This is a genomic window from Nonlabens sp. (assembly GCF_018401815.1).
In the GTDB taxonomy this organism is placed as follows: domain Bacteria; phylum Bacteroidota; class Bacteroidia; order Flavobacteriales; family Flavobacteriaceae; genus Nonlabens.
On record NZ_JAGYKG010000001.1, the window covers coordinates 283,381 to 308,784 of the forward strand.

The 25,404-nt window shown below is 37.0% G+C and carries 25 protein-coding genes; 10 read left to right on the top strand and 15 right to left on the bottom strand.

Annotated elements, in window-relative coordinates; translation table 11 throughout:
• Positions 1–117 precede the first annotated feature (117 nt).
• Together KG732_RS01335 and KG732_RS01340 are read left to right on the top strand one after the other, a co-directional pair.
• Positions 118–534, top strand: coding sequence for a VOC family protein (locus KG732_RS01335; RefSeq protein ID WP_213520468.1), 417 nt, complete (start codon positions 118–120; stop codon positions 532–534).
• Entirely contained in the window at positions 531–944 is a 414-nt protein-coding gene (locus tag KG732_RS01340) for a YkvA family protein (RefSeq protein WP_213520470.1), read from the top strand. The genes KG732_RS01335 and KG732_RS01340 overlap by 4 nt, the downstream gene beginning before the upstream one ends.
• A 31-nt stretch (positions 945–975) precedes the next feature.
• Here KG732_RS01340 and KG732_RS01345 read toward each other — a convergent pair whose 3' ends face one another.
• From KG732_RS01345 to KG732_RS01355, 3 genes are all read right to left on the bottom strand, one after another.
• Complete coding sequence (locus KG732_RS01345) at positions 976–2,616, bottom strand: amidohydrolase (protein WP_213520472.1); 1,641 nt, start codon at positions 2,614–2,616, stop codon at positions 976–978.
• A gap of 327 nt (positions 2,617–2,943) precedes the next feature.
• Entirely contained in the window at positions 2,944–4,671 is a 1,728-nt protein-coding gene (locus KG732_RS01350; RefSeq protein ID WP_213520474.1) for a TonB-dependent receptor, read from the bottom strand.
• Between the two features lie 6 nt (positions 4,672–4,677).
• Positions 4,678–7,701 (bottom strand): tetratricopeptide repeat protein, encoded by a 3,024-nt coding sequence (locus tag KG732_RS01355; protein ID WP_213520476.1) that lies wholly within the window; start codon positions 7,699–7,701, stop codon positions 4,678–4,680.
• 125 nt (positions 7,702–7,826) lie between these two features.
• On the opposite strand from KG732_RS01355, the gene KG732_RS01360 reads away from it, so the two are divergent.
• The 3 genes from KG732_RS01360 to KG732_RS01370 are packed head-to-tail and all read left to right on the top strand — an operon-like array spanning position 7,827 to position 10,569.
• A complete protein-coding gene (locus KG732_RS01360) occupies positions 7,827–8,510 on the top strand; it encodes a cell division ATP-binding protein FtsE (RefSeq protein WP_213520478.1) in 684 nt (227 codons plus the stop codon).
• Positions 8,507–9,628 carry a glycosyltransferase gene (locus KG732_RS01365; RefSeq protein ID WP_213520480.1) on the top strand — a complete coding sequence of 374 codons (1,122 nt, stop codon included), beginning with the start codon at positions 8,507–8,509 and terminating at the stop codon, positions 9,626–9,628. The genes KG732_RS01360 and KG732_RS01365 overlap by 4 nt, the downstream gene beginning before the upstream one ends.
• A 20-nt stretch (positions 9,629–9,648) precedes the next feature.
• A complete protein-coding gene (locus tag KG732_RS01370) occupies positions 9,649–10,569 on the top strand; it encodes a glycosyltransferase family A protein (protein ID WP_367271478.1) in 921 nt (306 codons plus the stop codon).
• Between the two features lie 6 nt (positions 10,570–10,575).
• On the opposite strand, the gene KG732_RS01375 is transcribed toward KG732_RS01370, so the two are convergent.
• Positions 10,576–10,980: an FdtA/QdtA family cupin domain-containing protein gene (locus tag KG732_RS01375; RefSeq protein WP_213520482.1), complete on the bottom strand. Its 405-nt coding sequence runs from the start codon at positions 10,978–10,980 to the stop codon at positions 10,576–10,578.
• Positions 10,981–10,992: 12 nt separating this feature from the next.
• Complete coding sequence (locus KG732_RS01380; protein ID WP_213520484.1) at positions 10,993–11,838, bottom strand: glycosyltransferase; 846 nt, start codon at positions 11,836–11,838, stop codon at positions 10,993–10,995.
• Between the two features lie 31 nt (positions 11,839–11,869).
• Between KG732_RS01380 and KG732_RS01385 the strand changes: the two genes are divergently transcribed.
• Entirely contained in the window at positions 11,870–13,015 is a 1,146-nt protein-coding gene (locus KG732_RS01385) for a glycosyltransferase family 1 protein (protein WP_213520486.1), read from the top strand.
• Positions 13,016–13,047: 32 nt separating this feature from the next.
• On the opposite strand, the gene KG732_RS01390 is transcribed toward KG732_RS01385, so the two are convergent.
• The 4 genes from KG732_RS01390 to recR all read right to left on the bottom strand — a co-directional run bounded on the left by KG732_RS01390 (position 13,048) and on the right by recR (position 16,772).
• Positions 13,048–13,332 carry a hypothetical protein gene (locus KG732_RS01390; protein WP_213520488.1) on the bottom strand — a complete coding sequence of 95 codons (285 nt, stop codon included), beginning with the start codon at positions 13,330–13,332 and terminating at the stop codon, positions 13,048–13,050.
• Between the two features lie 237 nt (positions 13,333–13,569).
• Entirely contained in the window at positions 13,570–14,904 is a 1,335-nt protein-coding gene (locus KG732_RS01395) for a dihydrolipoamide acetyltransferase family protein (protein ID WP_213520490.1), read from the bottom strand.
• Between the two features lie 131 nt (positions 14,905–15,035).
• On the bottom strand, positions 15,036–16,151 hold the full coding sequence (locus tag KG732_RS01400; RefSeq protein WP_213520493.1) for a glycosyltransferase family 2 protein: 1,116 nt from the start codon (positions 16,149–16,151) through the stop codon (positions 15,036–15,038).
• 3 nt (positions 16,152–16,154) lie between these two features.
• The gene (gene recR / locus KG732_RS01405) at positions 16,155–16,772 is read right to left on the bottom strand and encodes a recombination mediator RecR (RefSeq protein ID WP_213520494.1); all 618 of its coding nucleotides are present in this window, start codon (positions 16,770–16,772) and stop codon (positions 16,155–16,157) included.
• Between the two features lie 86 nt (positions 16,773–16,858).
• On the opposite strand from recR, the gene KG732_RS01410 reads away from it, so the two are divergent.
• Positions 16,859–17,296, top strand: a complete 438-nt coding sequence (locus KG732_RS01410) for a hypothetical protein (RefSeq protein ID WP_213520496.1) — start codon at positions 16,859–16,861, stop codon at positions 17,294–17,296.
• 152 nt (positions 17,297–17,448) lie between these two features.
• Here the strand turns inward: KG732_RS01410 and KG732_RS01415 are convergent, their stop codons facing one another.
• The 3 genes from KG732_RS01415 to KG732_RS01425 form a co-directional block, all read right to left on the bottom strand.
• Positions 17,449–17,979, bottom strand: coding sequence for a hypothetical protein (locus KG732_RS01415; protein ID WP_213520498.1), 531 nt, complete (start codon positions 17,977–17,979; stop codon positions 17,449–17,451).
• 11 nt (positions 17,980–17,990) lie between these two features.
• Positions 17,991–18,986 carry a M23 family metallopeptidase gene (locus tag KG732_RS01420; RefSeq protein ID WP_213520500.1) on the bottom strand — a complete coding sequence of 332 codons (996 nt, stop codon included), beginning with the start codon at positions 18,984–18,986 and terminating at the stop codon, positions 17,991–17,993.
• Between the two features lie 602 nt (positions 18,987–19,588).
• Positions 19,589–20,128, bottom strand: coding sequence for a DUF1599 domain-containing protein (locus KG732_RS01425; protein WP_213520502.1), 540 nt, complete (start codon positions 20,126–20,128; stop codon positions 19,589–19,591).
• 55 nt (positions 20,129–20,183) lie between these two features.
• Between KG732_RS01425 and folP the strand changes: the two genes are divergently transcribed.
• Genes folP through KG732_RS01440 form a run of 3 tightly spaced genes read left to right on the top strand, consistent with a single transcriptional unit; the run spans position 20,184 to position 22,356 of the window.
• Positions 20,184–21,014, top strand: coding sequence for a dihydropteroate synthase (folP, locus tag KG732_RS01430; RefSeq protein WP_213520505.1), 831 nt, complete (start codon positions 20,184–20,186; stop codon positions 21,012–21,014).
• A 15-nt stretch (positions 21,015–21,029) separates the two neighbouring features.
• Positions 21,030–21,806, top strand: a complete 777-nt coding sequence (gene cdaA / locus KG732_RS01435) for a diadenylate cyclase CdaA (protein WP_213520507.1) — start codon at positions 21,030–21,032, stop codon at positions 21,804–21,806.
• A gap of 28 nt (positions 21,807–21,834) precedes the next feature.
• Complete coding sequence (locus KG732_RS01440) at positions 21,835–22,356, top strand: DUF3667 domain-containing protein (RefSeq protein WP_213520509.1); 522 nt, start codon at positions 21,835–21,837, stop codon at positions 22,354–22,356.
• Here KG732_RS01440 and KG732_RS01445 read toward each other — a convergent pair.
• Genes KG732_RS01445 through truA form a run of 3 tightly spaced genes read right to left on the bottom strand, consistent with a single transcriptional unit; the run spans position 22,353 to position 25,376 of the window.
• Entirely contained in the window at positions 22,353–24,158 is a 1,806-nt protein-coding gene (locus KG732_RS01445) for an ABC transporter ATP-binding protein (RefSeq protein ID WP_213520511.1), read from the bottom strand. The two genes, KG732_RS01440 and KG732_RS01445, sit on opposite strands and share 4 nt — an antisense overlap.
• A 1-nt stretch (position 24,159) precedes the next feature.
• On the bottom strand, positions 24,160–24,624 hold the full coding sequence (locus tag KG732_RS01450; protein ID WP_213520513.1) for a hypothetical protein: 465 nt from the start codon (positions 24,622–24,624) through the stop codon (positions 24,160–24,162).
• The gene (gene truA / locus KG732_RS01455; protein WP_213520515.1) at positions 24,621–25,376 is read right to left on the bottom strand and encodes a tRNA pseudouridine(38-40) synthase TruA; all 756 of its coding nucleotides are present in this window, start codon (positions 25,374–25,376) and stop codon (positions 24,621–24,623) included. Before truA ends, KG732_RS01450 begins: the two co-directional genes overlap by 4 nt.
• Between the last annotated feature and the right edge of the window lie 28 nt (positions 25,377–25,404).

The following is a 25,404-nucleotide window of genomic DNA, read 5'->3' on the forward strand; positions in this document are numbered from 1 at the left end:
CAAATGTTGACGAGATTTCCCTACCACAATAAAAACTTCTCAGACATTTTACTTGTTCTTATTGAAAAGATAGTGGTAACAATTATTTATTTTTTATATTCCAATAAAAGAAATTAAATGAAATTAACTCCTTTCCACCTTGCCATTCCTGTTAAAGAAATCACCACCACTCGTGATTTTTATCGCGATACCTTAGGCTGTAAAGAAGGTCGCAGCTCTGATCATTGGGTGGACTTTGATTTCTTTGGCCATCAATTAGTCATTCATGTTACCGAAGAAGCTCAAAAAGCAGCAATAAATGCTGTAGATGGAAAAGCTGTTCCTGTTCCACATTTTGGTGTGGTTCTCGAGTGGGATGTTTTTCACGCTTTCGCGAAAGCGGTAAAAGAAAAAGGCGTAGAATTTATAATTGAGCCATATATAAGATTTGAAGGATTGCCAGGTGAGCAAGCGACCATGTTCTTCCAAGACCCTAGCGGTAATTCATTAGAATTCAAATCTTTCAAAGACTTGAATCAACTATTTGCGACATGAGATTATTTAGAAAAAAAACAAGCCTCCCAGACGAGGAATACACCCTTGACGCGGTCGAACAAACTAGTATAGAAGACGTAGATGAGGCCATCGAAAAAGAAGAAAGTATCTCTGCCAAGATTGCGCATTCTGGCTTTCTAAAAAAACAGGTCAAGGTTGCGCAGATCATGTTTATGATGATCAAGGATTTCCGTAAGGGAGTTTATAATAATATCCCTTGGTTTACCATTGCTGCGATTACCACAGCGCTATTGTATATTTTTATGCCACTTGATTTGATTCCTGATTTTATCCCAGGACTAGGTTTTATAGATGACCTTACTGTAATTTCTTTTGTAACTGGCTGGATAGAGACCGACTTACACAAATACCTGGACTGGAAACTCAAAGAAAATAGTCCTACTGAATAATGATCAACAGGACTTATTCAAATTGATAGTATTATTTAGCAGTGTAAACAAGTTCGCCATTAGAATAAGTGGCGCGTACTTTCATTTGCGGTATTTCTTCTACTCGCACAGTCATTAAATCTTGATCCAATAATATAAAATCGGCTGCTTTTCCTACTTCTAAACTGCCTTTTTCATTTTCTTCAAAATTAGAATAAGCCGCCCAAATAGTCATTCCTCTTAGTGCTTCTTCTCTAGAAAGTGCTTGATCTGCGAGGAACCCATTTTCTGGATAACCACTGGTGTCTTTTCTAGAAACAGCTGCATAAAAGGTCAAAAATGGGTTTACTTGTTCCACTGGATAATCTGTTCCTAAAGCTAGCATTTTAGATTGTTGAAGTAGTTTCTTATAAGCATAAGCACCTTTGATGCGCTCTTCTCCTACTCGATCTTCTGCCCAATACATATCACTGGTGGCGTGGGTAGGTTGCACTGAAGGCAACACATTTTCTTCATCAAAAAATTCAAAGTCTGCAGGATCGACAATTTGTGCATGCTCTACTCTCCACCTCCTGTCCTTTTGATCGCTTAGTAAATCTTTATAGGTTTTTAATACCACGTAGTTAGCGCTATCTCCTATAGCGTGTGTATTCATTTGATATGCTGTTGCAGCAATGCGTTTGGCCACCGCTTCAAGATCGTCGACACTGCTCAACAAAGCGCCAAAATGATCCTGCCTGTCTGAGTAAGATTCTTTCATAGCCGCACCACGACTTCCCAATGCACCGTCAGCATAAAACTTTACAGACCGCACATTTAATCGATCTGTTTTAACAATGCCTTTATTTAAATAATAATCTAGATTCTCAGGAGTATTGCTGATCATTGCATAGACCTTCATCTTTAAAACTTTTGCTTGTTGAAGGCTGTCTATTAATTCAATGGTAGACCTCATCAATCCAGCATCATCTACCGTAGTTATCCCATAACTAAAATTGATATCCTGCGCATCCATTAAAGCTTCTATATCCTCTTCAAGGCTTGCAACAGGAAAAATACCTCTAACCAGGTTCATAGGGTTATCGATAAGAATGCCTGTTAGTTTCCCATCCTTCTGTTCTATATCACCACCAGAAAATGAAGTGTTGGTATCAATACCAGCCATTTTTAAGGCTGCTTCGTTTACAATCATGGCGTGTCCATCAATTCTTGTTATGGCCACCGGCGTGTCTGGAAAGAGTTTGTTGAGTTCTTTGTTAGTTGGATATTCTTTAACCTCCCAATCATTTTGATCCCAACCTCTACCTATAATAAAGGCTTTATTGGTTGCTTTTTGAAATTCCTGAATGTGGTTCAGCACTTCTTGATAACTAGCAGTACCTACAAGATCTACTCGTTGTGCTTGCTGACCTAATCTGTAAAAGTGACAATGCGCATCTATCAACCCAGGGTATATAAACTTTCCAGAAGCATCGACCGTTTTAGAAGCGATCAAATTTTCTCTATCCAACTCCTCCTCCGAGCCTATAAAAACGATTTTACCGTCCTTAACAGCCATAGCAGAAGCGTTAGAAAATGCATCATCTACACTGTAAATAGTTGCATTTTTAATAATAAGATCTGCAGTAGGCTGAGGTTCTTGTTGACAAGAAACGACACAACTAATCATTAAGAAAACTAAAAACTTTTTCATGCCCTAAAAATAGGTTGTAAATTTTATTAAAGCAATTATTCGAAAAGTTTGTAATTCTAATCAACGAACTCATTTTAACCACTACTTCCGTTAGTAACAGCATCTGCCTGATGTAGTTTTACAAAACTAAGGTAGGCATAGGTGCGTAAAACAATCGCTGACGAGTCTTGATCGAAAGATTTTATGGTTTTGAAATCTAGTCGATTTAGGTTGTATTTAGTTCTGCCCTTTGAAATAAAGCGGCATAAAAAAACTCACTCTAAATTTCTAGAGTGAGTTTTATATGGAACTATTTTATATTTATTCCGCTTTCGCGAAAGCGAAACTTTACAAATCAAATTTATAAACCGCTCCTCCGAGAATCTGCAAATTCTGAACTGGATAGTCTAAGTAATATTCATAGGTACCCCCTGTTAAATTATGACCGCGCAAGAAAGCTGTTAACTTAGGATTGATTTTGTAATTGATATCTAGGTTAAGGTCTATAAAAGAGTCCAAAGTTTCAGCTCCTACACCATTTCTAAAGGCCTCTCTTTCTCCAACAACATAGAGGGTAGTACCTACATTCCATTGATCGGTGATCTGGTAGTTACCTACAAGGTCTGCTGTGAATTCTGGCAAGTGAGACGCCACATTGTTAAAGGAATCGCCATTCTGTACTTCATAACTAAAACCTGTCGCATTTAAGGTCAGGTTGAAAGCTGTAGTTACATCAAAGCTTAAGCTAGCTCCGAAATGAGTGGTATTCAAATCAGCATATTGCGTATAGAATACATTGCCATATTGATAAGCTTCCACTCCTGCAGTGAATAGTGCTCCAATATCCTTATTATAAAAATACCTGTCGTGTTCTATTTTATAACCTCCAAATACTTGGTAACCAAAATTTTCAGAGAGTTTTCCTTTAACACCTAATTGCGCATCTACTAATCTGTTGGTAGGGGCTACAGTAACTGCTGGGGCTAGAAATACATTTTCCTCGGCAAATTGTTGAAGAGAATTCATATCCAGACCACCACCAATAGTAGCATAAGGAATCAACAGATCATCAACTACTATATAACTAGCAATTATATCTGGATATACATATACATCACTTTCTGAAGCCTCGTTGTTGTTTAAATAATTCACTGTTGCTCCTAACTTGACTTTATAGTGATCCCCATAAAGATGGATGCCCGGGTTCAATCCTACTTTTAAATAAGAGTAGTTTTCTGGAGCTGGAATCAATCCTTGTGTGTCAAAGCTACCGCTTAAATAATCTAGTTCTCCTCCAAGGGCAACTTCAGTTTCCATAATATCAAAACCAAATTGAGGTGACGCGCTAATACGTATCTCACTAGCATCGTAACTAGAAGTCGTTCCCCTTAAGTTGATATCCATATCCTTAAAAACACCATCAAAAAAAGTAGCCTTACCACCAAGACCATAAGACAAATAGTTGAATCCTACATCAGTATCTTCTGTTATTGGGTTGGTTGTATTCTCATAATCTCCATACCAATTAGCTCCTTGATATCTTGCTCCAGCAGTAATTCCCCAGTTCATCTCTCTGTTGTGCTGTCCATAAGAAACATCTAAAGAGGTGTCTGAATAAGAGTCATCAGTAATAACTTCATTTATACCGCCTTGAGAAGAGTTGTGATTAAAAAAAACACCCAGATCGCTGTCTTTATCTACTTCAAAGTTAGCGGCAAATTCACCCAATACATTTACATAATTACCTAGACCTAGTCTCGCATAATTTTTAAAGTATTTATCCCTCTTAGCAGGTTTTAATCTGGAGAGGGTTCCTTTTGCAGGCGTAAAAGTACTGGCTACAGGAACTGAAAAAATACTATAAGTAACCGGTTTCTTTTTAACCTTAGTAGTGTCACTAAAAGTAGGATTGCTTTTTACTTTAAAAGCATCACTAATAGAAGGATCATAAGGTTTAACGAGTGTAATCGTCCCTCCATTTAATTTGTTCTCCTCTTCCTCTGTGGTTTGAGCAATTGCGATGGTTGCAGTTAAAGCAACGACAGCAAGAATGGTGTTTTTTATATTGAAATTCATTAGTTGCTAGTTTTGACTTGTCGGTATGACAGATGAATTTGTTTTTGCAGCTTCCGTTTTAATTTTAGAAAGCTCATTTTGGGCTGTTGCAACCACATCAGGGTATTGCTTAAAATTGGCCACAACAGCATCGAGAATAGTGGTTGCATTAAGGGTTTGATTCAACGCATGGTAACTTTGCGCCATAAGCACCAAGCCTTTAGCACTCCATAATTTATAACCTCCATAGTTTTTACTCAATCCGTTTACCGTAGTAATTACCGCTTCGTGTTTTCCTTCTTTATTTTCAAAATAAGCTTGGTAATAGATTGCCTCTGCAGCAAGACTTCCAGTAGCAGTCTTCGCTACTTTTTCATAACCAGCTTTTGCCGCTGCCTCATCTCCTTGTTTCCAAGAAGATCGAGCGATGATGATCTCTGCATCAGACCTTACGTTGTTTTCAATACTAGAATCGCTCAAAACTTTATTAGCATAGGTAACCGCCTCTCGATATATTTCTGTTTCATAATACACCTTCATCAAGTTTGATTGTGCATAAATCACATTTTGAGGGAAGTCTGCTAATTGCTCGAGTTGCTTTAATACCGGAATCGCTTTTACATAATCTTTTGTCTCCAAGTGAATTTCACTAAGTCTCGCAAGTGCTTGCTCGGTAAACTCGCTGCGCTCTTTGCTAATAACGTAGTCATAATGAACAATGCTTTCGAGCTTTTTATCTTGAGAAAATTGCGCCTGTGCTAGATAGAAATGCGCTTTTAAAGCATACTTACCATTTGGGAATTGTTGTAGGTACTTAGTCAATTCCCTTACCGTACCCTTCATATCCCCTTGGATAAATGGCTGCTCAGCACTTTCATAAGCCGTATCATCCAGCTCGTTATCCGTCACCTCTACTCCATCGAGACCTCTCACCCATACTGCATAATCATTGGTGCGTCCTTGATCAATGTACACTTGTCTGGCACTACTGATTGCCTGCACCGCTTGTGGTGTTCCTGCATACTTCTCAGCAACTTGTTTGAACACTGTCAGAGAGACTTCCAATTTGCCCTCATTATACAATTGCAGTCCTTTACGCATCATCGCTTGTGAAGTGTAACCACTTTTAGGATATTCTTTGATAAGTTGATCGTAAGTAATAACCCCTTGCGCAGTTTGATTGGTATTGATGTAGGTATTTCCTAATTCATACAGCACATCATCGCGATAACTTGAAGTTCTAAACTTAGTAATGAATTCTTCCAAATCTTCAATCTTGCGTTCATTCCTTTGCACAAAACCGTAGGAAATTGCTTTTTGAAAAGCAGCGTAATCTGCATTAAAACCATTCATTTCTATTGCTTTATTATAAGCCTCCATTCCTGGCCAGTAATTTTTTGTCACAAAGTTGGCATCTCCTATTCTTAAGTAAGCGTCATTAAGGCGCAGCGTATTGGTTTTGGCTGAAGCTTGTTGAGAGTAAGCAGTAAAAGATTTGATAGCTTCATCATATTTTTTAAGCTTGAATTGGGCATACCCCATATCGTAGTTAAGTAAATCATCTTCTTCTATAGGAGTATTTATAGCCTGCACCTTTTTAAAGTTATCGGAAGCACCTTCAAAGTCATTTAATTCATACCTGCTTTCTGCTTTCCAGAAAAGGGCTCTTTTCTTCAATTCTGCGTCACTAATATAATCAATAGCCTTGTTTAGATTGGTTAACGCATCTTTATAGGCTCCAGCGGTAAATAAATTAAGTCCATAGAACAAAGCTACTTTTCCATAAACCTCTTCATTTCCTTTTATTCTTCCGTCTTCTAATAGCTTGAGAGCTTCTTGATAATTTTTTGAAGAGAAGTAAGAATCGATTAACAAAGCATTCATTTCTTGGCTTTTATCACTATCGGGATACGCCTCTAAATACTGAAGAATCACAGCAGGAACACTCTGGTAAGGGTTGCCATTTTCATAACTCAGCTTTGCGTAGTTATAAGCTGCATCTTTAGAAATTTGATCGTCAAGACCCATCTCATGTGCCTTTTTAAAGGCATTGAGTGCATCTTCATTTCGGTTTAATTTGATATAGCTTTGTCCTAAATGATAGTAAGCATTTTGGGCGGTAGCGTTGACACCGTCAATGATTTTATTAAACGTCTCTACGGCTTTCTCAAAGTCACCTTGCTTGTAATAGGCATATCCTAACTGGTAGTAATCGTTATTATTCCAGCGACCACGAACTCCTTTGTACTCTATGAGATAAGGCAATGCCTCTTGATACTTTTCTTGATTAAAAAGTGACTGACCTATAATTCGGTTTAATTCTGATTGCTCCTTGCGATTAGATTTAGGCAATTGTGTCTTAGCAAGCTCAATGGCTTTATCAAACCTTCCTAATTTATAATTTAAATCTGCTTGATAATAAGAAAGCTTTTCATCTGTTTCTGGAGAAGCGCCTACTTCATCAAAAAGATCACTAGCTTCTTGTAACTCATCACCTTCGTAGGCAATATATCCCAGATAATATTTTGCTTTACTTCCATACTCCTTATCATCACTTACCCGATTAAAAAAGGACTTCGCCTCATCGTACTTTCTGGACTGCACTAAAGTGTAGCCTGTATTGAAATAATACCGATTGATTTGCTTTCGCGAAAGCGTTTCCACCGCTACTTTTTGATACCATATAGCCGCTTTTCTGTAATTAGCATTATTAAAATAATAATCTGCCACATCTATAATCGCAGAATTTTTCTTGGTGGAAGTTGGGTATTGTTCTACAAAACGCTCTACTAAGTAGTCGGCATTGCGTTGGTTGAGTCGTACGGCACAATTTGCTATGTAGTAGGCAGCATTACCTTTTACTACTTCATCCTTAGATACCTCCATCACTTTTTCAAAGAGACGTTGTGAAGCGAGGTATTGATCTTCCTGATAAAGATCCAAGGCTTGATTGTAGGTAGTGAGATCATCAGTAAATATTTTGGACTGTTGCGCGGCAGCAATCGTAGTAAAACTCAATACAAACAACAGCGTCATTGCTAGTTTTCTCATAATAAGAAGGATTCTAATTGTTAAAGTAAAATTATGATTTCCAAAGATAGAACGCCTTAAAAGCTCATTAATTATTCATAATCTTATCCACATCTTGATTAACTTTACATCAAATTAACTTTTTTATGTCCGATCACGTTTTATCATTAAGTAAAGTAGATGTTTTCCAAAAGGATAACCTGATTCTAAAAAATGTCAACTTAAAAATTAAGAAAGGGGAATTTGTCTATTTAATAGGTAAAACAGGTAGTGGAAAGAGTTCTTTAATGAAAACTTTATACGGAGATATCCCCCTTATAAAAGGAGAAGCAATGATTGTTGATTTTGATTTAGCCCGCTTGCGCGAAAAGGAAATCCCACACCTACGTCGTAAACTAGGGGTTGTTTTCCAAGATTTTAAACTATTATCAGACCGCACGATCAATGATAATTTAAAGTTTGTTCTCAAGGCAACTGGATGGAAAGAAAAAAAAGAAATGATGATGCGTATAGAAGAAGTTCTCGATAAAGTGGGTATGAAAACTAAGGGTTTTAAATATCCTCATGAACTTTCTGGTGGGGAACAACAACGCGTCGCTATAGCTAGAGCATTATTAAATGACCCAGAATTAATCATTGCAGACGAGCCTACCGGAAACCTAGATCCACAAACCAGTGTAGAAGTAATGGAAGTTTTACAACAAATCAATAAAAACGGAAATACCATTCTTATGGCTACTCACGATTATGCATTAATTCTTAAATATCCTGCCAAAACACTAAAGTGTGACGACGGAGAAATATTTGAGGTCGTACAAAAAGCTGTTTGAAACGCGAACTGCATATTATAAGTTTTGACATTCCGCTTCCGGCAAATTACGGAGGTGTTATCGATGTGTTTTATAAAATAAAGGCATTGTACCAACAAGGGATTGAAATCACCCTACACTGTTATCAATATAGTGACCGACTTCCTCAAGAAGAACTTAAACAGTACTGCAAGGAAGTGTATTACTACCGCCGCAAATTAGGATTTTGCGGGATTTCTAGCCATTTACCTTATATTGTGTATTCTAGAAGAAGTAAAAAACTACTGTACCGTTTGCAAATGACTGATGCTCCTATTTTATTTGAAGGCTTGCATACTTGCTATTACTTAAATCATGAGTCTTTAAAGAGTCGTTTTAAAATAGTAAGATGTCATAATATCGAACATGAATATTATAAAAAACTAGCTCAACATAGTTCCTCAACAAAAAAACTTTTTTTTCAAACAGAGAGCGATCGCTTGAAACGCTATGAGTCGGTGCTAGAAAACGCTCAAGTTTTAGCCCCTATATCAGACGAAGATCAAATTTATTTTAAGGCTAGCTATACATTACCAAAAGTAAAAAAGATAAGTGCATTTCATACAGACCAGGAAGTGACAAGCCTTTTAGGGAATGGAAATTACAGCTTATTTCACGGAAGTTTGAACGTGAGTGAAAACGACCATAGCGCTAGGTTTCTAGTAGCGCATATTTTCAATGATCTCGATCATCAATTAATTATTGCGGGTAAAAAACCCTCTTTTGAACTACAAAAGCTCTGTGCTAAAAAAGATAATGTTACATTAGTGCGCGATCCAGATAGGAATCAGTTAAATGACCTTATCGCAAATGCCCACATCCATTTGATGCATGCTTCTCAAAAAAGCGGATTGAAACTAAAATTATTGAAAGCTTTATTCTCAGGAAGGCATGTTGTCGCAAACAAAGACATGGCAACTGAAAAATCCATCTCTGACCATGTAGTTATGGTCAACTCTAATACAGAGTGGAAAGAAGCTGTAATAAAATTAATGAAGCAAGCTTTTGACGAAGACCTATTGCACCAACGCATAACCACAATGAATGAATTTAAAAATGACAAAAGCGCAACACTCCTTACAGACACCATAACATTCTAATTATCAAAATACTCGTTCACATACCCCTTTTTAACAAAGCAGCTACCATATTACGTGCTATTAATAGTGTATGTAATCAAGATTATACAAATTTTGACCTGCTAATTATCGATGACGGCTCCACCGATGAAAGTTTAGACCTCATCAAACATTTTAAAAGTGACCGAATTTTAATTTATTCTCAAGAGAATACAGGGGTTAGTGCTACTCGTAACTGCGCGTTAAAATTTGCAATTGACAAACATTACGACGGCATTGCCTTTCTTGACGCCGACGATTACTGGTGGCCCAATCACCTCTCTTTACTGACACAACTATTTACCAAATTCCCTGAAGCACAAGCTGTCGCCTCAAATTATAATTTAAAAAGATCTCGTAAAACATTAGAAACCCAATGGAGCGGTTTTAAAAATGAAAAGGACCAACTTTTAGAACATTTTTTTGAGCACAATTACTTAAATAGTATATGCACTTGTTCTACGTTAATGATTAAAACGGAAGCTATTGAAAAAGTGGGTTTTTTTAATGAGCAAGTAACCCATTTTGAAGACATCGATTGGTTCACCAAGATAGGAATGAATTTGAAGGTAGCTTTCAGTTTTCGAGTAACCACAATTATCGATGAAACAGCAGAAAATCGCTCTGATCAAACCGATATGAACAACAGGTGTTTACCAGATTTTTCTTGTTATGAGGCCGAAATCAAAAAACATCAAGGATTACAAAAATACCTAGACTTGAATCGTTTTTCTATTGCACTTGCTTATAGAATGGAAAATGACATCAGAAATGCTGCTTTTTATCAACAAAAAATCAATTTAAGAAATTTAAGCCTCAAACAACAAAAACTTTTACTCATGAGCGGGCTGCAGCTTAAATCCTTAAAACACACTCAAAAGATTTTGGGGAATCTGGGATGGCATCTCCGAACAGGTAATTAATGCCTATTAAATAAAACCTAAGGTGGTCTTAGAATAGAAGACCGCTTTATCTCTGATATAGTCTGGTTCCTCAAATTCGTGAGAAGCCAAAACAAGACACATAGCACCACTAGAAAAGTCTGAGAGCTCTCTCCAGACCATCGTTGGAATTAACAGGCCTTTATTGGGCTTATTCAAAACAAGGGTCTGTTTTTCTTTTCCATTGTCTAATTCTACCGTAAAACTACCAGAAATAGCTATTAATAACTCCATACATTCGATATGGGCATGACCACCACGATGAGAATCGCTAGGAACGTCGTACAAATAATAAACACGCTGGATTTTAAACGGAATGGTGTCTTTTTCCAGTACCGCTAGATTACCACGTGGGTCTGTTATTTTAGGAATGTCTATGATTTTATAATCCATTGCTCAAAGATACTATTGTTTAGGGTGATTTATACGATGACCTTCAAAGCCGCTTAAGTAATCATTTGCGCCATGTTGAAATACCATAAATTTTTCCCATAATTCAACAAAGGACTTTACATGGCCATTACGCCAAAGAAAAAAAACATATTTAAATTGGTAAAAGGCAGCTGTTATGATGTTTCTTCTCCCTGCGATAGCTCCACGAGCATAGATAACTCGATTAGACGCTACATCGTCGCTACTTGTAGTTGCCGGATGTTGAACTATGGTTTGAGGCACAAAGCCTATCTGAAGTTTCTTTTTAAGGGCGCTATCTAGAAATACATAGTTTTCAGAATCTTGAAACTGTGCCCCTAAGCCAAATCTAGTATCAAACTTTAGCCCAGCAATTAAAATAGATTTTCTATTAAATGTGATTTCTGGAGATAATATCGGGATAATGGACTTCTTGTTATGATTTTTAAATTGATCCTCGTAATTATAAAAATCGTTTTCTTCTAGCGTTTGGGTTTTAAAAGTCAGCACGTCATAATCATATAGGTTATAGGCTGAAATCACCTCATCTATAGAATTATTAAGAACAACACAATCGTCGTCTAGCAACCAGCAAAGAGGCTTTACCGCATGATTCATAGCAAGATTACGGCTTTTACTCAATCCAAAATATGGAGAATTTAAAACCCGTATGTGTTCATACGGACTTTGTAAAACGGTCTTTGTTGACTGATTCACAATAAGAATAGAAGCTTGAATAGCTGCAAGAGGTTGTTGAAACATCATTTCAAGAAAAGACAAGTCACTGCGATTCATGGTCGCAATGAGAATTTCTAAATCTGTGTTTTTATAATTGGACAACTGCTTATCTTTACCCCAAAGATACTTCTATATGCGCATATTGCTGGTAGGTGAATACAGCGGTTTTCATAATGCCTTAAAACAGGGACTACAACAATTAGGTCATGACGTCCATATCCTAGGAGATGGCGACGGTTTTAAACGCTTTCCTGTAGACATAGAAGTAAGTAGTTCCTATTTTGAACAAAGTTGGTTGCACCGCAAAATAAAAGTGGGTTGGTGGAAACTTACAGGGCATAATTTAGAAGATCGATTGAAATTAGCTCGCTTTCGCGAAAGCGAAAATAAACTAAAAAATTACGACATCGTTCAATTCATCAATTCTAATGCATTTGATTGTGAACCTTCGGTAGAGCGTAAAATGATCGACTTTTTATTGGAAAACAATAAAACATCTATACTTATTGCTTGCGGTGACGATTATGAATATGCCAAATATCTGACCGAAGAACACGAAGGTTATAGCATCTTAGAGGCCGTGAAAAAAGATCCCAGAAAGAAGAAGGAGCTCTTTCATACTTATAAATATTTAGGAAACGGCTATAGAGAGAACTACCTACATCTGGTAAAAAAATCTTCTTGCGTGATTCCTAGCAATATAGATTATGCCATGGCATTAAAGGGACAACCTAAAGCAACAGCGATCATACCAGCTGCTATTGATTATTCAAAATTAGAACTATCCCTAAATGAACAACTAGATTGCATAGAAATATTCATGGGGATTAATCGCGGAAATTATTGGAAAAAAGGAATCAACTATTTTGAACATGCTTTAGATATTATTAAAGAGAAATACGGAGAAAAAATAAACATCACTAGTGCAGAAAGCTTGCCGTATCAACAATACATAAGCTCCTATAAAAAGGCACATATCCTATTAGATCAGGTCTTATGCTATGATCAAGGCTACAATGCCCTAGAGGCAATGGCGCAAGGAAAAGTTGTTTTCTCTGGTGGGGGGCCTGTTTATCTAAAAGCACATCGTTTAAATACCGTACCCGTTATCGATGCCCAGCCAGATGTCGCTTATCTTGTCAACCAACTATCTTATTTGATAGAAAACCCGGAAGTCTTACATTCTATTGGCACAACTGCAAGAGAACATGTTTTAAACCATCACGAAAATATTCGGATAGCCAAAAAATATGAACTGTTGTATCTTAAACATACCTAAGTCCAATTTAATTAAAAATCTTAAACTTTCTATTACCTATTTTTCCATTGTATATCCATACCAGGAAAATCTTCAATTGTTTTTTCTTTGGCTTGTTTGGGTATCAGAAATTCAAACTCTAGTGCTACTTCAAGACCATCATCAAGATAAAATAACATGGTCTCCTCTCCTTCGTAATCACAAATTACAATAGCATGAATTTCATGAACTGCAAAGTATTCATCCTTTATTTCTTGAGGTTCTAGAAACTCAAAATAATGCAGTACTTGTGCTCCTTTAAAATAATCTAATTGATCTAGGTAGAGGTCTTTTTCCATACAGCAAAGGTAAGATTTTAAGAGGGTATTTTAACCTAGAATCAATCATATGCATTTTAAATAATTAGTACAGCGCTATACTCATATCCCAAAAGAGTAACCCTTATAGGCTTTGCCACCACTATAGGTGTACTCCTGTGCTATAGCAAAAAAGCTAGCCGTTCAAATTACCCAACATAAAAAAAGCCAGTTCACAAGAACTGGCTTAAAATGTATAAAGAATATTCTTCTATTTAATTAAAATGTTCGATTCACATCAAAACCCTCTAACAATTGCGCTACTCGCTGTACAAATTGTCCACCTAGCGCTCCGTTGACTACTCTATGGTCATAACTATGGGACAAAAACATTTTCATTCGTATACCTATAAAGTCTCCTTCTGGAGTTTCTACCACTGCAGGAACTTTTCTTATCGCTCCAAGAGCTAAGATTCCAACTTGTGGCTGGTTAATTATAGGAGTTCCTAACACAGATCCAAAAGTACCTACATTAGTTACCGTATAGGTTCCACCTTGTGTATCGTCTGGTTTTAATTTACCAGTTCTTGATCTGTTGGCAAGATCATTTACAGATTTTGCCATGCCTACCAAGTTCAATTGGTCTGCATTTTTGATTACAGGCACAATTAAGTTACCATCTGGCAAGGCAGCTGCCATCCCTAAATTGATGTTTTTACGCTTGATGATTCTATCTCCATCAAGAGCAATATTCATCATCGGGAATTCTTTTAAAGCTTGGGCTACCGCTTCCATAAAAATAGGCGTAAAAGTTAAGTTTTCACCTTCTCTTTGTTTGAAGCCGTCTTTATGTTTCTTTCTCCAGTTCCAGATATTAGTAACATCACATTCTATAAAACTTTGAACATGTGCACTAGTTTGTACCGATGCTACCATGTGATGAGCGATGAGTTTCCCCATACGTGTCATTTCTATAATCTCGTCTTCTCCATTTACAGAAACAGGAGCTGCCGTAGGAGCTTGTTTAGGAGCCGCAGCATGTGATGCTGGAGCTGCTAGAGATTTAGTCGCTGTAGAAGTAGTTGCTACTTTACCCGATTTCTTATCGGCTACATACTTTAAAATATCATCTTTAGTAACACGACCATCTTTTCCAGTACCAGAAATAGCCTCTAATTCTGAAAGGGAAATCTGTTCTTCTTTGGCAATATTTTTAACAAGTGGTGAGTAAAAAGCATCGCTATCTTCATAGTTCACGCTTTCGGTCACTTGTTTGATTTGGTGTTCAACCTCAGCTGCAGCAGCAGTCACTTCTATTGCGCTAGATGCTGATTCAGAGGTTGCAGCAACAGGAGTGTCTCCACTATCTTCCCCGTTTATTTCTATAATAGCGATAGTCTGTCCTACTTGAACGAGATCATCTACTTGAAATAAAACCTCTACTAAGGTACCCTCTACCTCGCTAGGCACTTCACTATCTACCTTATCGGTGGCTATTTCTAATACAGGCTCATCCATCTCGATGGTATCGCCTACATTCTTAAGCCATGAGGTAATAGTAGCCTCAGCTACAGACTCTCCCATTTTAGGTAATTTTAGTTCAAATTTTGCCATAACTATTAAGGTACTATAACGTTTTCAATTATTTGGCAAAAGTACAAATTAAAGACTTTACAATTGCGAATTACTCACTGATGTAGGAATATTTTAAGATTCGTTGTCGATATTCTAATGAATCCTCTGACCTATTGCAACTGTTTCACCTCTCCACGAGACCTGTTGCTATCACTTCCTATACAAAAATCTCTTTTTTGTGCTATAAATCTATACCTATACTTAGTGTTTTCAGACATGTACTTCATGATAGCTGTTAGTTCTAAACTTTTTAAATCCCACCAAATTTGAACCCCTATCGCTTCCTTACCTTTTAACTGCTCCAAGCTCCAACAGGTGATTTTATCTAATCGATAAGTAGGGTCATCAGTAACTAGAACGATCTCTGTAACCTCATTCCTGTCAGAATTTTTTGTGCTCTTAGGGAAAGCAATCATTCCTTGAATCAATAGATCGATGGCTTTTTTCTCTAATGCCGATTGCTTAAAATATTTATCATAAAACAAGCCCATCGCACCATAAAACCGTTGGAGGTACACCTTGTCCTTTACCGTACTTTCTCCTTTAAAGTGAATCACTTTTTGATCTCCTAGGTAATAATTTTCATAGCCTTTTTGTAAGGCGGTATAACTCAAATCGATGTCCTCACCATACATGAAATAACGCTCGTCAAAGCCACCACAATCATCGTAGACTTTCTTGTCACAAAACATAAAGGCTCCTACCAGCACATCCACTTTTCCTCGCTGGTTTTGATCGACTTCATGATAATAATAATTCTTTTTATTACCCAGCATTTTTTGTCGAGCCACCTTGGGTGTAGGAATGTGTCTTTTACTTTCTGGCAAGTAGGCTCCAGTTCCATCTATCAGTTGGGTTCCTATAAAACCAAGATTAATAGTCGCTTTCCCTTCGACAAGCTCAGGGCGTCGCGCGAAAGCTAAACATTCTTCAAAAACCTTCTCTCCTACTAATGTATCTGGATTTAAAATACAGAGGTAAGTCCCCTGAGCTTGTGCTACGGCTAGATTATTTCCTTTAGAAAAACCATAATTCTCATCGTTGGCCATCACTTTTACACGACCTGCATAAACAGATGCTACCATCTCCAAACTGGAGTCTATAGAATTATTGTCTGCAACGATGATTTCTGCTTCTATGTTTTTGGTAGCTTTTAAAACACTATACAAACAGAGCTCTAAAAAAGCTGAGGTATTGTAGTTGAGTATGACTATGGATAATTCCAAAGGCTAGTTTTTAAGCGAATTCTCATAAGGGACCCGGTGCAAAATACTTCTTCCTAATGTTACCTCATCGGCAAACTCTAGCTCGTCTCCTACGGCTATTCCTCTGGCGATGGTAGAAGTATTGACTTCTAGTCCACCGAGCTGTTTAAAAATATAAAAGTTGGTAGTATCTCCTTCTATAGTTGGACTCAGGGCAAAGATTATTTCAGTGACTCCAGCATTCCTCACACGTTCTATCAGGGATTTTACCTTAAGGTCTTGTGGTCCTATACCGTCCATAGGACTTATTTTACCGCCTAAAACATGATACAACCCCCTATACTGACTCGTGTTTTCTATCGCCATCACATCTCTGATATCTTCTACCACACAAACAATGGTCTGATCGCGGCTATGACTGGCACAAATTTCGCAAATCTCTACATCACTCACATTATGACATTGCTTGCAAAAATTTAAATCATGACGCATTCTTAACAATGCTTGAGAAAGTGCATCTGTATTTTGTTCTGGCTGTCGCATGAGATGCAACACCAGTCGCAGAGCCGTACGTTTACCTATTCCTGGCAATTGTGATACTTGATCAACAGCTTCTTCTAAGATTTTGGAGGAAAAATTCATGAGTTGTAAATATAGAAAAGAGAATTCAGTGACAAGCCGTGAGTGGTGAATTTTTGAGTTAATTTATACTTTTTAAACACAATCACTTGATCCTACTTAGCTCAATAGATAAAATTAAAAAAGATACTGATATGAAGTTGCGAATAGTAGTGCTCATCCTTTTTACTGCAGCTGTTCTAGGTTGCTCTAGTTCTGAAGAAAAAACAATTGCTAATTTAGAACTATACAACGACGGCACTATAAAAATATACTTGCTCAACATTACCGACAGCAGGTGTCCTAGTGATGCCATTTGTGTATGGCAAGGAAATGCCGAAGTCTTTTTAAGAATAGAGGACTCGACTACTTCTATAGATTATTCGCTGAACACTGCAGGGATCAACAGCCCAAGATTATCAGTACGTTATCCTAATGAAATTAACCTTCTCCAAAAGAATATTGTTTTGCAGGACGTGCAACCTGTACCCCTTTCTAATACCACTTATATGCTAAGTGATTACACAGTGATCCTTGATGTAAATTAAGAGGTGTTTTGATTCCTCCAACCGATGCCACTTTTAATAAAAATAACAGGTGAAACTGTTTTTAATATTGAGCTACTAGTTTTCTCAACATTACTTAGAAAAAAAGCCCAATCAACATTTGATTAGGCTTAATGAGAGAAATTATTATATACTTACATTCCTGAATCTAATGCCATAGATGTTATCAAGTTATTAGTAGGATTGAACTTAAATGACAAAGCAGTCTGATCATAAAAAACCACAATCTCGTTACCATCTATGCAATGGTTAGGAAAAAGGTTAAACACTTCTTGGGTAGCATCTCCTATTTCTATCCCATTCAAATTAAATTGATTACCACTGTTTATTTTAAATGAGAAAAGTCTCTTGTTACCAGTATAATCACCACTTGTGTCTAAAACACCAGCAAAATGTATGTAATTATCATCTAAAGTGTAATAGAACCATGGGTAACCAAACTCTGCCGTATCTTTTTCACCGCTATATTGAAGACCAGCATATTGTCTTAATGCTGCTGTGTTAATAAACGTGAAGTGATCATAATTAGAGCGAGAGATATCCCAACCATTAAGTGTTAAAGTGAGATCTGACTGACTGTAAGTGCAGTTAGATGGGTTTATATTGTTTTGCGCAAAATTCAACAAACTAGTAAAAAATGCAGCAAGTATTATTATATTTTTCATTTGATTAATTTTTAATTACACGTATTTATATTCTGCCCTTGACTACCAAAGTCAGTATTGAAAAACTCTTCTGGATCAGTTTTAATTCCATTTTTTCTTGCTCGAATATGTAAATGTGGTCCAGCACTAAATCGCGAACCCACATTTCCTGTATTACCAGTATAGCCTATAAGCTGACCTTGAGAGACTTGTTGCCCTGGTGAAACTAAAACTTCACCTAAATGCCAATACCCAAGTTGTAGGTCATCTCCATTAAATCCAGAGTTTATATAAACTCTATTACCAGCGTCATTACCTCCTTCGTTCCAATTGGCCTGATACGGATAAGTGGCTACAATTCCGGAATGAGCTGCAAATATTGGAGTGCCATAGGGTGCTTTTAAATCCACCCCATCATGAAAAGATCCTCTACCGTTTCCATATTGTCCGCCAGGAACTCCATTATTCCTACTACCAAGTATTTCCATGTTATCTAATGGATCCCCCTTTCCAGATATATCATCAACACAAGGTATATCATGACAAGTTACGCTATCAGAACCTAAAACGTGACCTTCAGGACATGTTACGGATCCTGAACCTGTAGATGACCCTGCGTCTAAACTTTCTGTTGGAGTATTCTGGTACATAAACCAAATAGGATGCTCGTAAGCTGAAGAGCCTGGATTAACCACTATTACTATCTCTTCCAATTGATCTTGACAAAACTCAGAATCGGGATTTAAATCTTCATCACATTCTTGTAAAATGGTAGTTAGAAGTGCTGAATAACTAAATCCTGCATGATCTAGCCCACCAAAAACCAATCGATGAGTAATTTGATAATTAAATAATCGATACGCGTCTAAGAACGTCCCGTCTAAATTAAAATAAATAAAATCACCAGATTCAATTTTATTATCATTGTCGTAATAAGGATTATTTACATATTGTAAGGCCTCAACCATTATTCCATTAAAATCAAGTGCAACGTATTGCACTTCTGTTAAATTAATAGAGTTTGTCAAAGTTTCAACTTTAGTAATCTGAGCGTTAGAATTTTCTAGAGTTTCAAAAGAGATGTTGTTCAAATCTGGATAAATTTGAAAAACTGAATCCTGATAGCTCTTGTTAAATATGCCTGAGCGAGAAATTAAAGACCTTTTTACAAGTTCTATATCCCTTGTAGTAATTTCGACATTATTAATATCCTCTAATTCATTTTCGACACAGCTAAAAAGGAAGAATAAAGAATAAAGAATAAATTTTGTACTTCATCAATTATTAATTTAAAATTAATTCTTAAAATTACTTTGTAAAATCCTCTAAATCAGTTAAAATTATACAAAATCACTATTTTAATGACAGTTATTTTTTACAAAATAATTAAACGCTTTAATTATTCTAAAAGCATCAATTAAACTTAAAACAACGGTCTAAAAAGACAAAAATTGGTGCCATTAATAAGCGATGAAAACTAATATATCTTGAAGAACAAAGTGATTTCGACCTGCTGCCGCTAGACAGGGGAATGACGGCTTAAATTGCTCTTCTTAATTTGCGATTAATTTTATATGACTGCGTCGCAGGATGAGATTTCGCATCAATAAATGCAGTGATTTTACGAGATTCAAGCTTTGCTTAAATGAATCATCGCAAAAACGGCATAATTGATCATGTCCTGATAGTTAGCATCTATTCCTTCTGAGACTAGTGTTGCGCCTTGGTTATCTTCAATTTGTTTTACTCTCAACAATTTTTGCAAGATCAAATCGGTTAAAGAACTTACTCGCATATCTCTCCAGGCCTCACCATAATCATGATTTTTATCCATCATGAGTTGTTTAGTAACCGCCACATGATGATCGTATTGTTCGAGAGATTGCTCTAAAGACAAATCTGGTTGCTCTACCACTCCTTTATCCAATTGAATAAGCGCCATGATAGAATAATTGATGATACCAATGAACTCGCTTTCTTGCCCTTCGTTTACTTTTGATTCGGCAAGAGTTTGTAAGCCTCTAATGCGTTGCGCTTTGATAAAAATCTGATCGGTGAGTGATGGCAACCGCAAGATGCGCCATGCGCTACCATAATCCTTCATTTTTTTAGAAAACAAATCACGACATTGTGCAATTACGGCATCGTATTGCTGGCTGGTTTGGGACATGCGTAGTACAAATTTTGTGTAAATTTCGCATTTAAAACTCAATTAACCATATTTCATGGCAACTATAAATTGTGCAGGCACACTTATCGACCTTTCTATCCCTCAGGTGATGGGCATTGTCAACTGTACTCCAGACTCTTTTTACGACGGCGGAAAGCTTAAAAACGATGCCGCTATTTTGAATCAAGTAGAAAAAATGCTTGATGATGGCGCCACATTTATAGACGTAGGTGGATACAGCTCCAGGCCCGACGGTACTGATATTTCTGTAGATGAAGAGTTGTCCAGAGTTTTACCAGTTCTCGATTTGATTACTTCTCGTTTTAGGGTTAAAGGTTTGAGTTGTGACAGCTTTCGCGAAAGCGTCATAGAAAAAGCTATTCAACACGGAGCCAATATTGTAAACGATATAAGCGCCGGTCTTTTATCGGAACCAATGCTTCAAACAGTAGGAAAAGCTAAGGTTCCCTACATCATGATGCACATGCGTGGCACACCACAAACCATGAAAGGCATGACTAGTTATGAAAATATGCTCGTGGAAATCAATCATTATTTTTCGGAGCGTATTGCTGCTGCAAGAGCTTGTGGCATCAACGATATGATCATTGATCCAGGCTTTGGCTTTGCAAAAACTCGTGAACAGAATTTTAAACTCTTATCTGACTTGGAATTGCTACAAGCACATCAAGTACCTATTCTCGCTGGAGTTTCTCGTAAGTCTATGATTTATAAAACCTTGGACATTACTGCACAAGAAGCCTTAAACGGCACCACAGCAGTGCACATGGCGTGTTTATTAAAAGGGGCTAAGATCTTACGGGTTCACGATGTAAAAGAAGCTGTGGAAACTATACGACTGTATAAGGAGATACCGATAAATTAATTCTATTTTAGCTACATGGAACTTCCTGGATTTAGAATAATAGATTTAATAGATATATTGCTGGTCGCAGCGGTAGTTTTCTACCTCTACCGATTAGTTAAAGGAACCGCAGCACTCAATATTTTTATAGGGATTTTTATCATCTACTTGATTTACCAACTGACTGTTTTTATGAAAATGGAAATGTTAAGTCAGGCTTTAGGCGCCGTTACTGGTGCTGGAGTAGTGGCCTTAATTGTTGTTTTCCAACAAGAAATAAGGCGCTTCTTATTGATGTTGGGCTCTACACAGTTTACCTCTCGAAAACGGTTTTTTAAACAGTTGCGTATTTTTCAAGAAGAGCAGGATAACAACCAGATGGTGGTGAATGAAATAGTAAAAGCTTGTGAGAAAATGAGCCTTACTAAAACGGGGGCTTTGATAGGTATTAAAAGAGATGGCTCTTTAGAGTTTGTAAAAAACACTGGGGATCAGCAAGATATTTTAGTCAACTCTTCTATCATACAAAGTATTTTTTACAAAAACAGTACGCTCCACGATGGGGCTATGATTGTAGAAGGAAATAAGATCACCGCAACCCGAGTTATTTTACCTATTTCTGAAAACAGAAAAATACCTCAGCGTTTTGGCTTGCGACACAGAGCTGCTTTGGGCCTTACAGAACGCAGCAGTGCTATTGCATTGATCGTAAGTGAAGAGACAGGACAAATCTCTTTAGTTCACGAAGGCGCGTTTGAAACCTTTACAGACACCAAAGAACTTGCAGCCAAAATAAAATCCCATCTCGCATAAAGAAACCCCATGGTAAAACTGTAACGAATTGATTTATGCTGGAAAGAATTTCTGTCCCAGCTTTGCGGCAAAATGGCTGGAGAATCGCATAACGATCAAACAGGTAACTCGAGACTTTAATGACCTGTACTTAGGAATAGACACTAAATTTGCACGTACATTTCTAGACCTTTTTAACCGACCCCAAGCCGCAATTACAGTTTATATGACAGGGCGTCGTGTTAATTATATGGACGCCATGCGCTATTTATTATTAGTTCCATTTTTATACCTATGGGCATTCGATTATTGTAACCACGCCATTTACCATACTTACCATTTTGATATTCCCAGACGCTGTTCTGTATTAGGGTTTGTAAGTTTCCCCTTGATGTACCTCTACAACATGTATTGTTATAAAAGATGTTTTAAGCTAGAAATGCAGACGATAATTTTAAAAACCTTGATATCAATTTTTGTTGTATTGAGTTTATCAATAATTATAATGATTGCAGCTGGTATTATAGGAATTATATTTGGTATGCTACTTAAAGCAACAGGACTTATTTAAGCCACCTCTTGCTTTAAAAACTGCACTTCGTATAGATTTTTATAATACCCATTTTCTTTTTCCAAAAGCTCGTTGTGCGAGCCCATCTCTACGATCTCCCCTGCGTCCATCACAATAATTTTATCAGCTTTTTTAATGGTTGCTAGTCGGTGAGCGATCACTATGGAAGTGCGCCCTTCGGTAATAATATCGGTGGCATCTTGAATCAATTGCTCACTATAAGAGTCTACAGAACTTGTAGCTTCATCTAAAATTAGAATACTAGGGTTAGAAACATAAGCTCTTAAAAAAGCAATCAACTGACGCTGTCCAGAACTCAACATCACTCCTCTTTCTTTGACGTTGTACTGGTACCCCTTAGGCAAGGTCATGATGAATTTATGAACCCCTATTTTCTTTGCAGCTCTGATCACATCCTCTTCTGATATTTGTGGATTTTGAAGGGTGATGTTGTTTAAAATCGTATCTGCAAACAAGAAAACGTCTTGCAGCACCACGGCTATTTGTGATCTTAGTGATGTTAATTGGTAGGCTTTCGCGGAAGCGGAATCAATCAAAATCTCTCCACTGTTAATTTCATAGAAACGCGATAACAAATTAATGATCGTAGATTTTCCTGCGCCAGTGGCACCGACTATAGCAACTGTTTCTCCTGCAGCTACTTTAAAACTCAGGTTTTTCAATACCAACTCATTTTCTACATAACCGAAATTAACCTGTTTAAATTCGATGTTCCCTTGAAGATCTGAGGCGATTAATTCCCCACTATCTTCTATTTGAGATGTGGTATCTAGAATTCCAAAAACACGATTTGCTGCCACCATTCCCATTTGTAGAGTGTTGAATTTATCGGCAATCTGTCGTAAAGGTCTAAAAAGCTTTTGTGAAAGGTCAATAAACATAACGATGGTACCTATTTCTACCAATTTTACATCAGCACCTATATTCATCACCACACCTATATATACGATAAGACCAATAGTAATGCTAGATGCCATCTCTGCAATAGGAAAGAAAATAGAGTTGTACCATACCGTCTTTACCCAAGCATTTCTATGTTTGTTATTGATCTCTTTAAACTGCTCGTACTCAATTTTTTCACGATTAAAGATTTGTACAATCTTCATTCCCGTCACTCGCTCTTGAACAAAAGAATTGAGGTTGCTTACCTGACTGCGCACTTCCTCAAAAGCTACTTTCATGGCTTTTTGAAAAACTCTGGTAGCATAAAGAATAAACGGCATCACAATTAATGCTATCAAGGTCAGTGTCCAACTGGAATAAGCCATAAAAGCAAGAACAACGACCATTTTCAACAAGTCTGAAATGATCACAAACAGTCCCTGAGAAAATATACTGGCAATGGTTTCTATATCACTCACCGCTCTGGTTACTAATTTACCAACAGCGCTTTTATCAAAATACTGCATTTTAAAGCCCATCATGTGATTGAAAAGCTTTAACCTTAAATCTCTAATCACTTGCTGCCCCAACCAGTTAGCATAATAAATAAAACTGAGTTGTAAAAGCACTTCTGCTACAAGAACTGCAATCATCAATACCATGAGCCCTATAAAACCACCATATTCTATACCCATAATGGTGTTGAGCCCATCAAATTCTCTGGTGATAATGTGATTATCTATTGCAACCTTAATTAAATAAGGCATTCCAATGGCAACTACAGCTATCAAAATAGCACTAAGGGCCACAAAGTAATAGGTGAGTCGGTAGGGTCTAGTAAAAGACAATAGCCTTTTAAAAACACCTAAGTTAAAAGCGTTACCTGTAGTTGATGCCATATTATTTTAATAAATGTGCGATTTTAGAACGCAATTCTTGTTCTTTTTGAGTACCGATAATATAGTGCTTATCGGCTATTTTGAAATGTAGACCTTTAGAGCCTCTTACATTATAAACCGTTCCATAACTGGTCCATATTCTAATCCCCCAACCCCCCACAAATCCATAATCAATAATTTGTGCTTGTTGTATATCATCCCAGAAAAATTCTCTTTTTAAAAACGGAAAAAAGAAAACCTTTATTTTCTCATTGGTGATAGTGGTGGTCATTTTCGTCGTTAAAAATAAAACCAAAATACCTACGACTAGGACACTTGTGATAATTTTATCAATAGTCCATTGATCTACAAAGCTTTCTGAATCGTAAAAAAAAGATACCGGAATCAATAATAGACCTAGAACAAGCAACCAAAGCCACCACTGGTCAAACTTTTGAATTTCTTGAAACAAGATCTTATCTTTCATAAAAACAGTTCTTTAGGATAATGGATTTTAGTCAAAAACAAGCCTTCAGCAGGAGCACTTGCACCAGCTTGACCTCGATCTTTTGACTCCAAGATTTTATGCATGTCTTCTACGGTCTTTTTACCATAACCTATATCCAATAATGTCCCTACGATGGCCCTTACCATATTGCGTAAGAATCGGTTTGCTGTGATATGAAAAATGACTTTATGCTCTTGAAATTCAAAATAAGCTTCAGTAAGGTCACATATAAACGTTTTTACATCAGTATTGGTCCGAGAAAAACATTCAAAATCTTTGTATTGAGGTAAGATTGCAGCTGCTTGTTGCATCAAGTCAAAGTCTGGCTTTCTAAAAAGTACGTATGCCTGGCGCACTTGAAACGGATCTGGCCGCAGTAAAAAATGATATTCGTAAGAACGTTTATAGGCATGAAAACGAGCATGAGCATCTGCAGTCACAGGTGTTATATTGTAAATAGCGATATCTTTAGGTATCCACCTGTTCAATCGGTACACTAAATGTTTTAAGTCTAGTTCCCCAGCTGCATCAAAATGAGCAACCATATAGGCAGCATGAACTCCAGCATCAGTTCTTCCCGCACCTTGAACCACTATTGGTTCCCGCAACATTTTTTGCAAGCCATCTTCCAGCACTTCTTGAACAGAAATACGTTGCGGCTGTCGCTGCCATCCGTGATAGGCAGTACCGTCATAAGCCAGCTCTATAAAATATCTCAATTTTTCTTGCATTGGGACAAAGATAAGATTTAAGACCGCT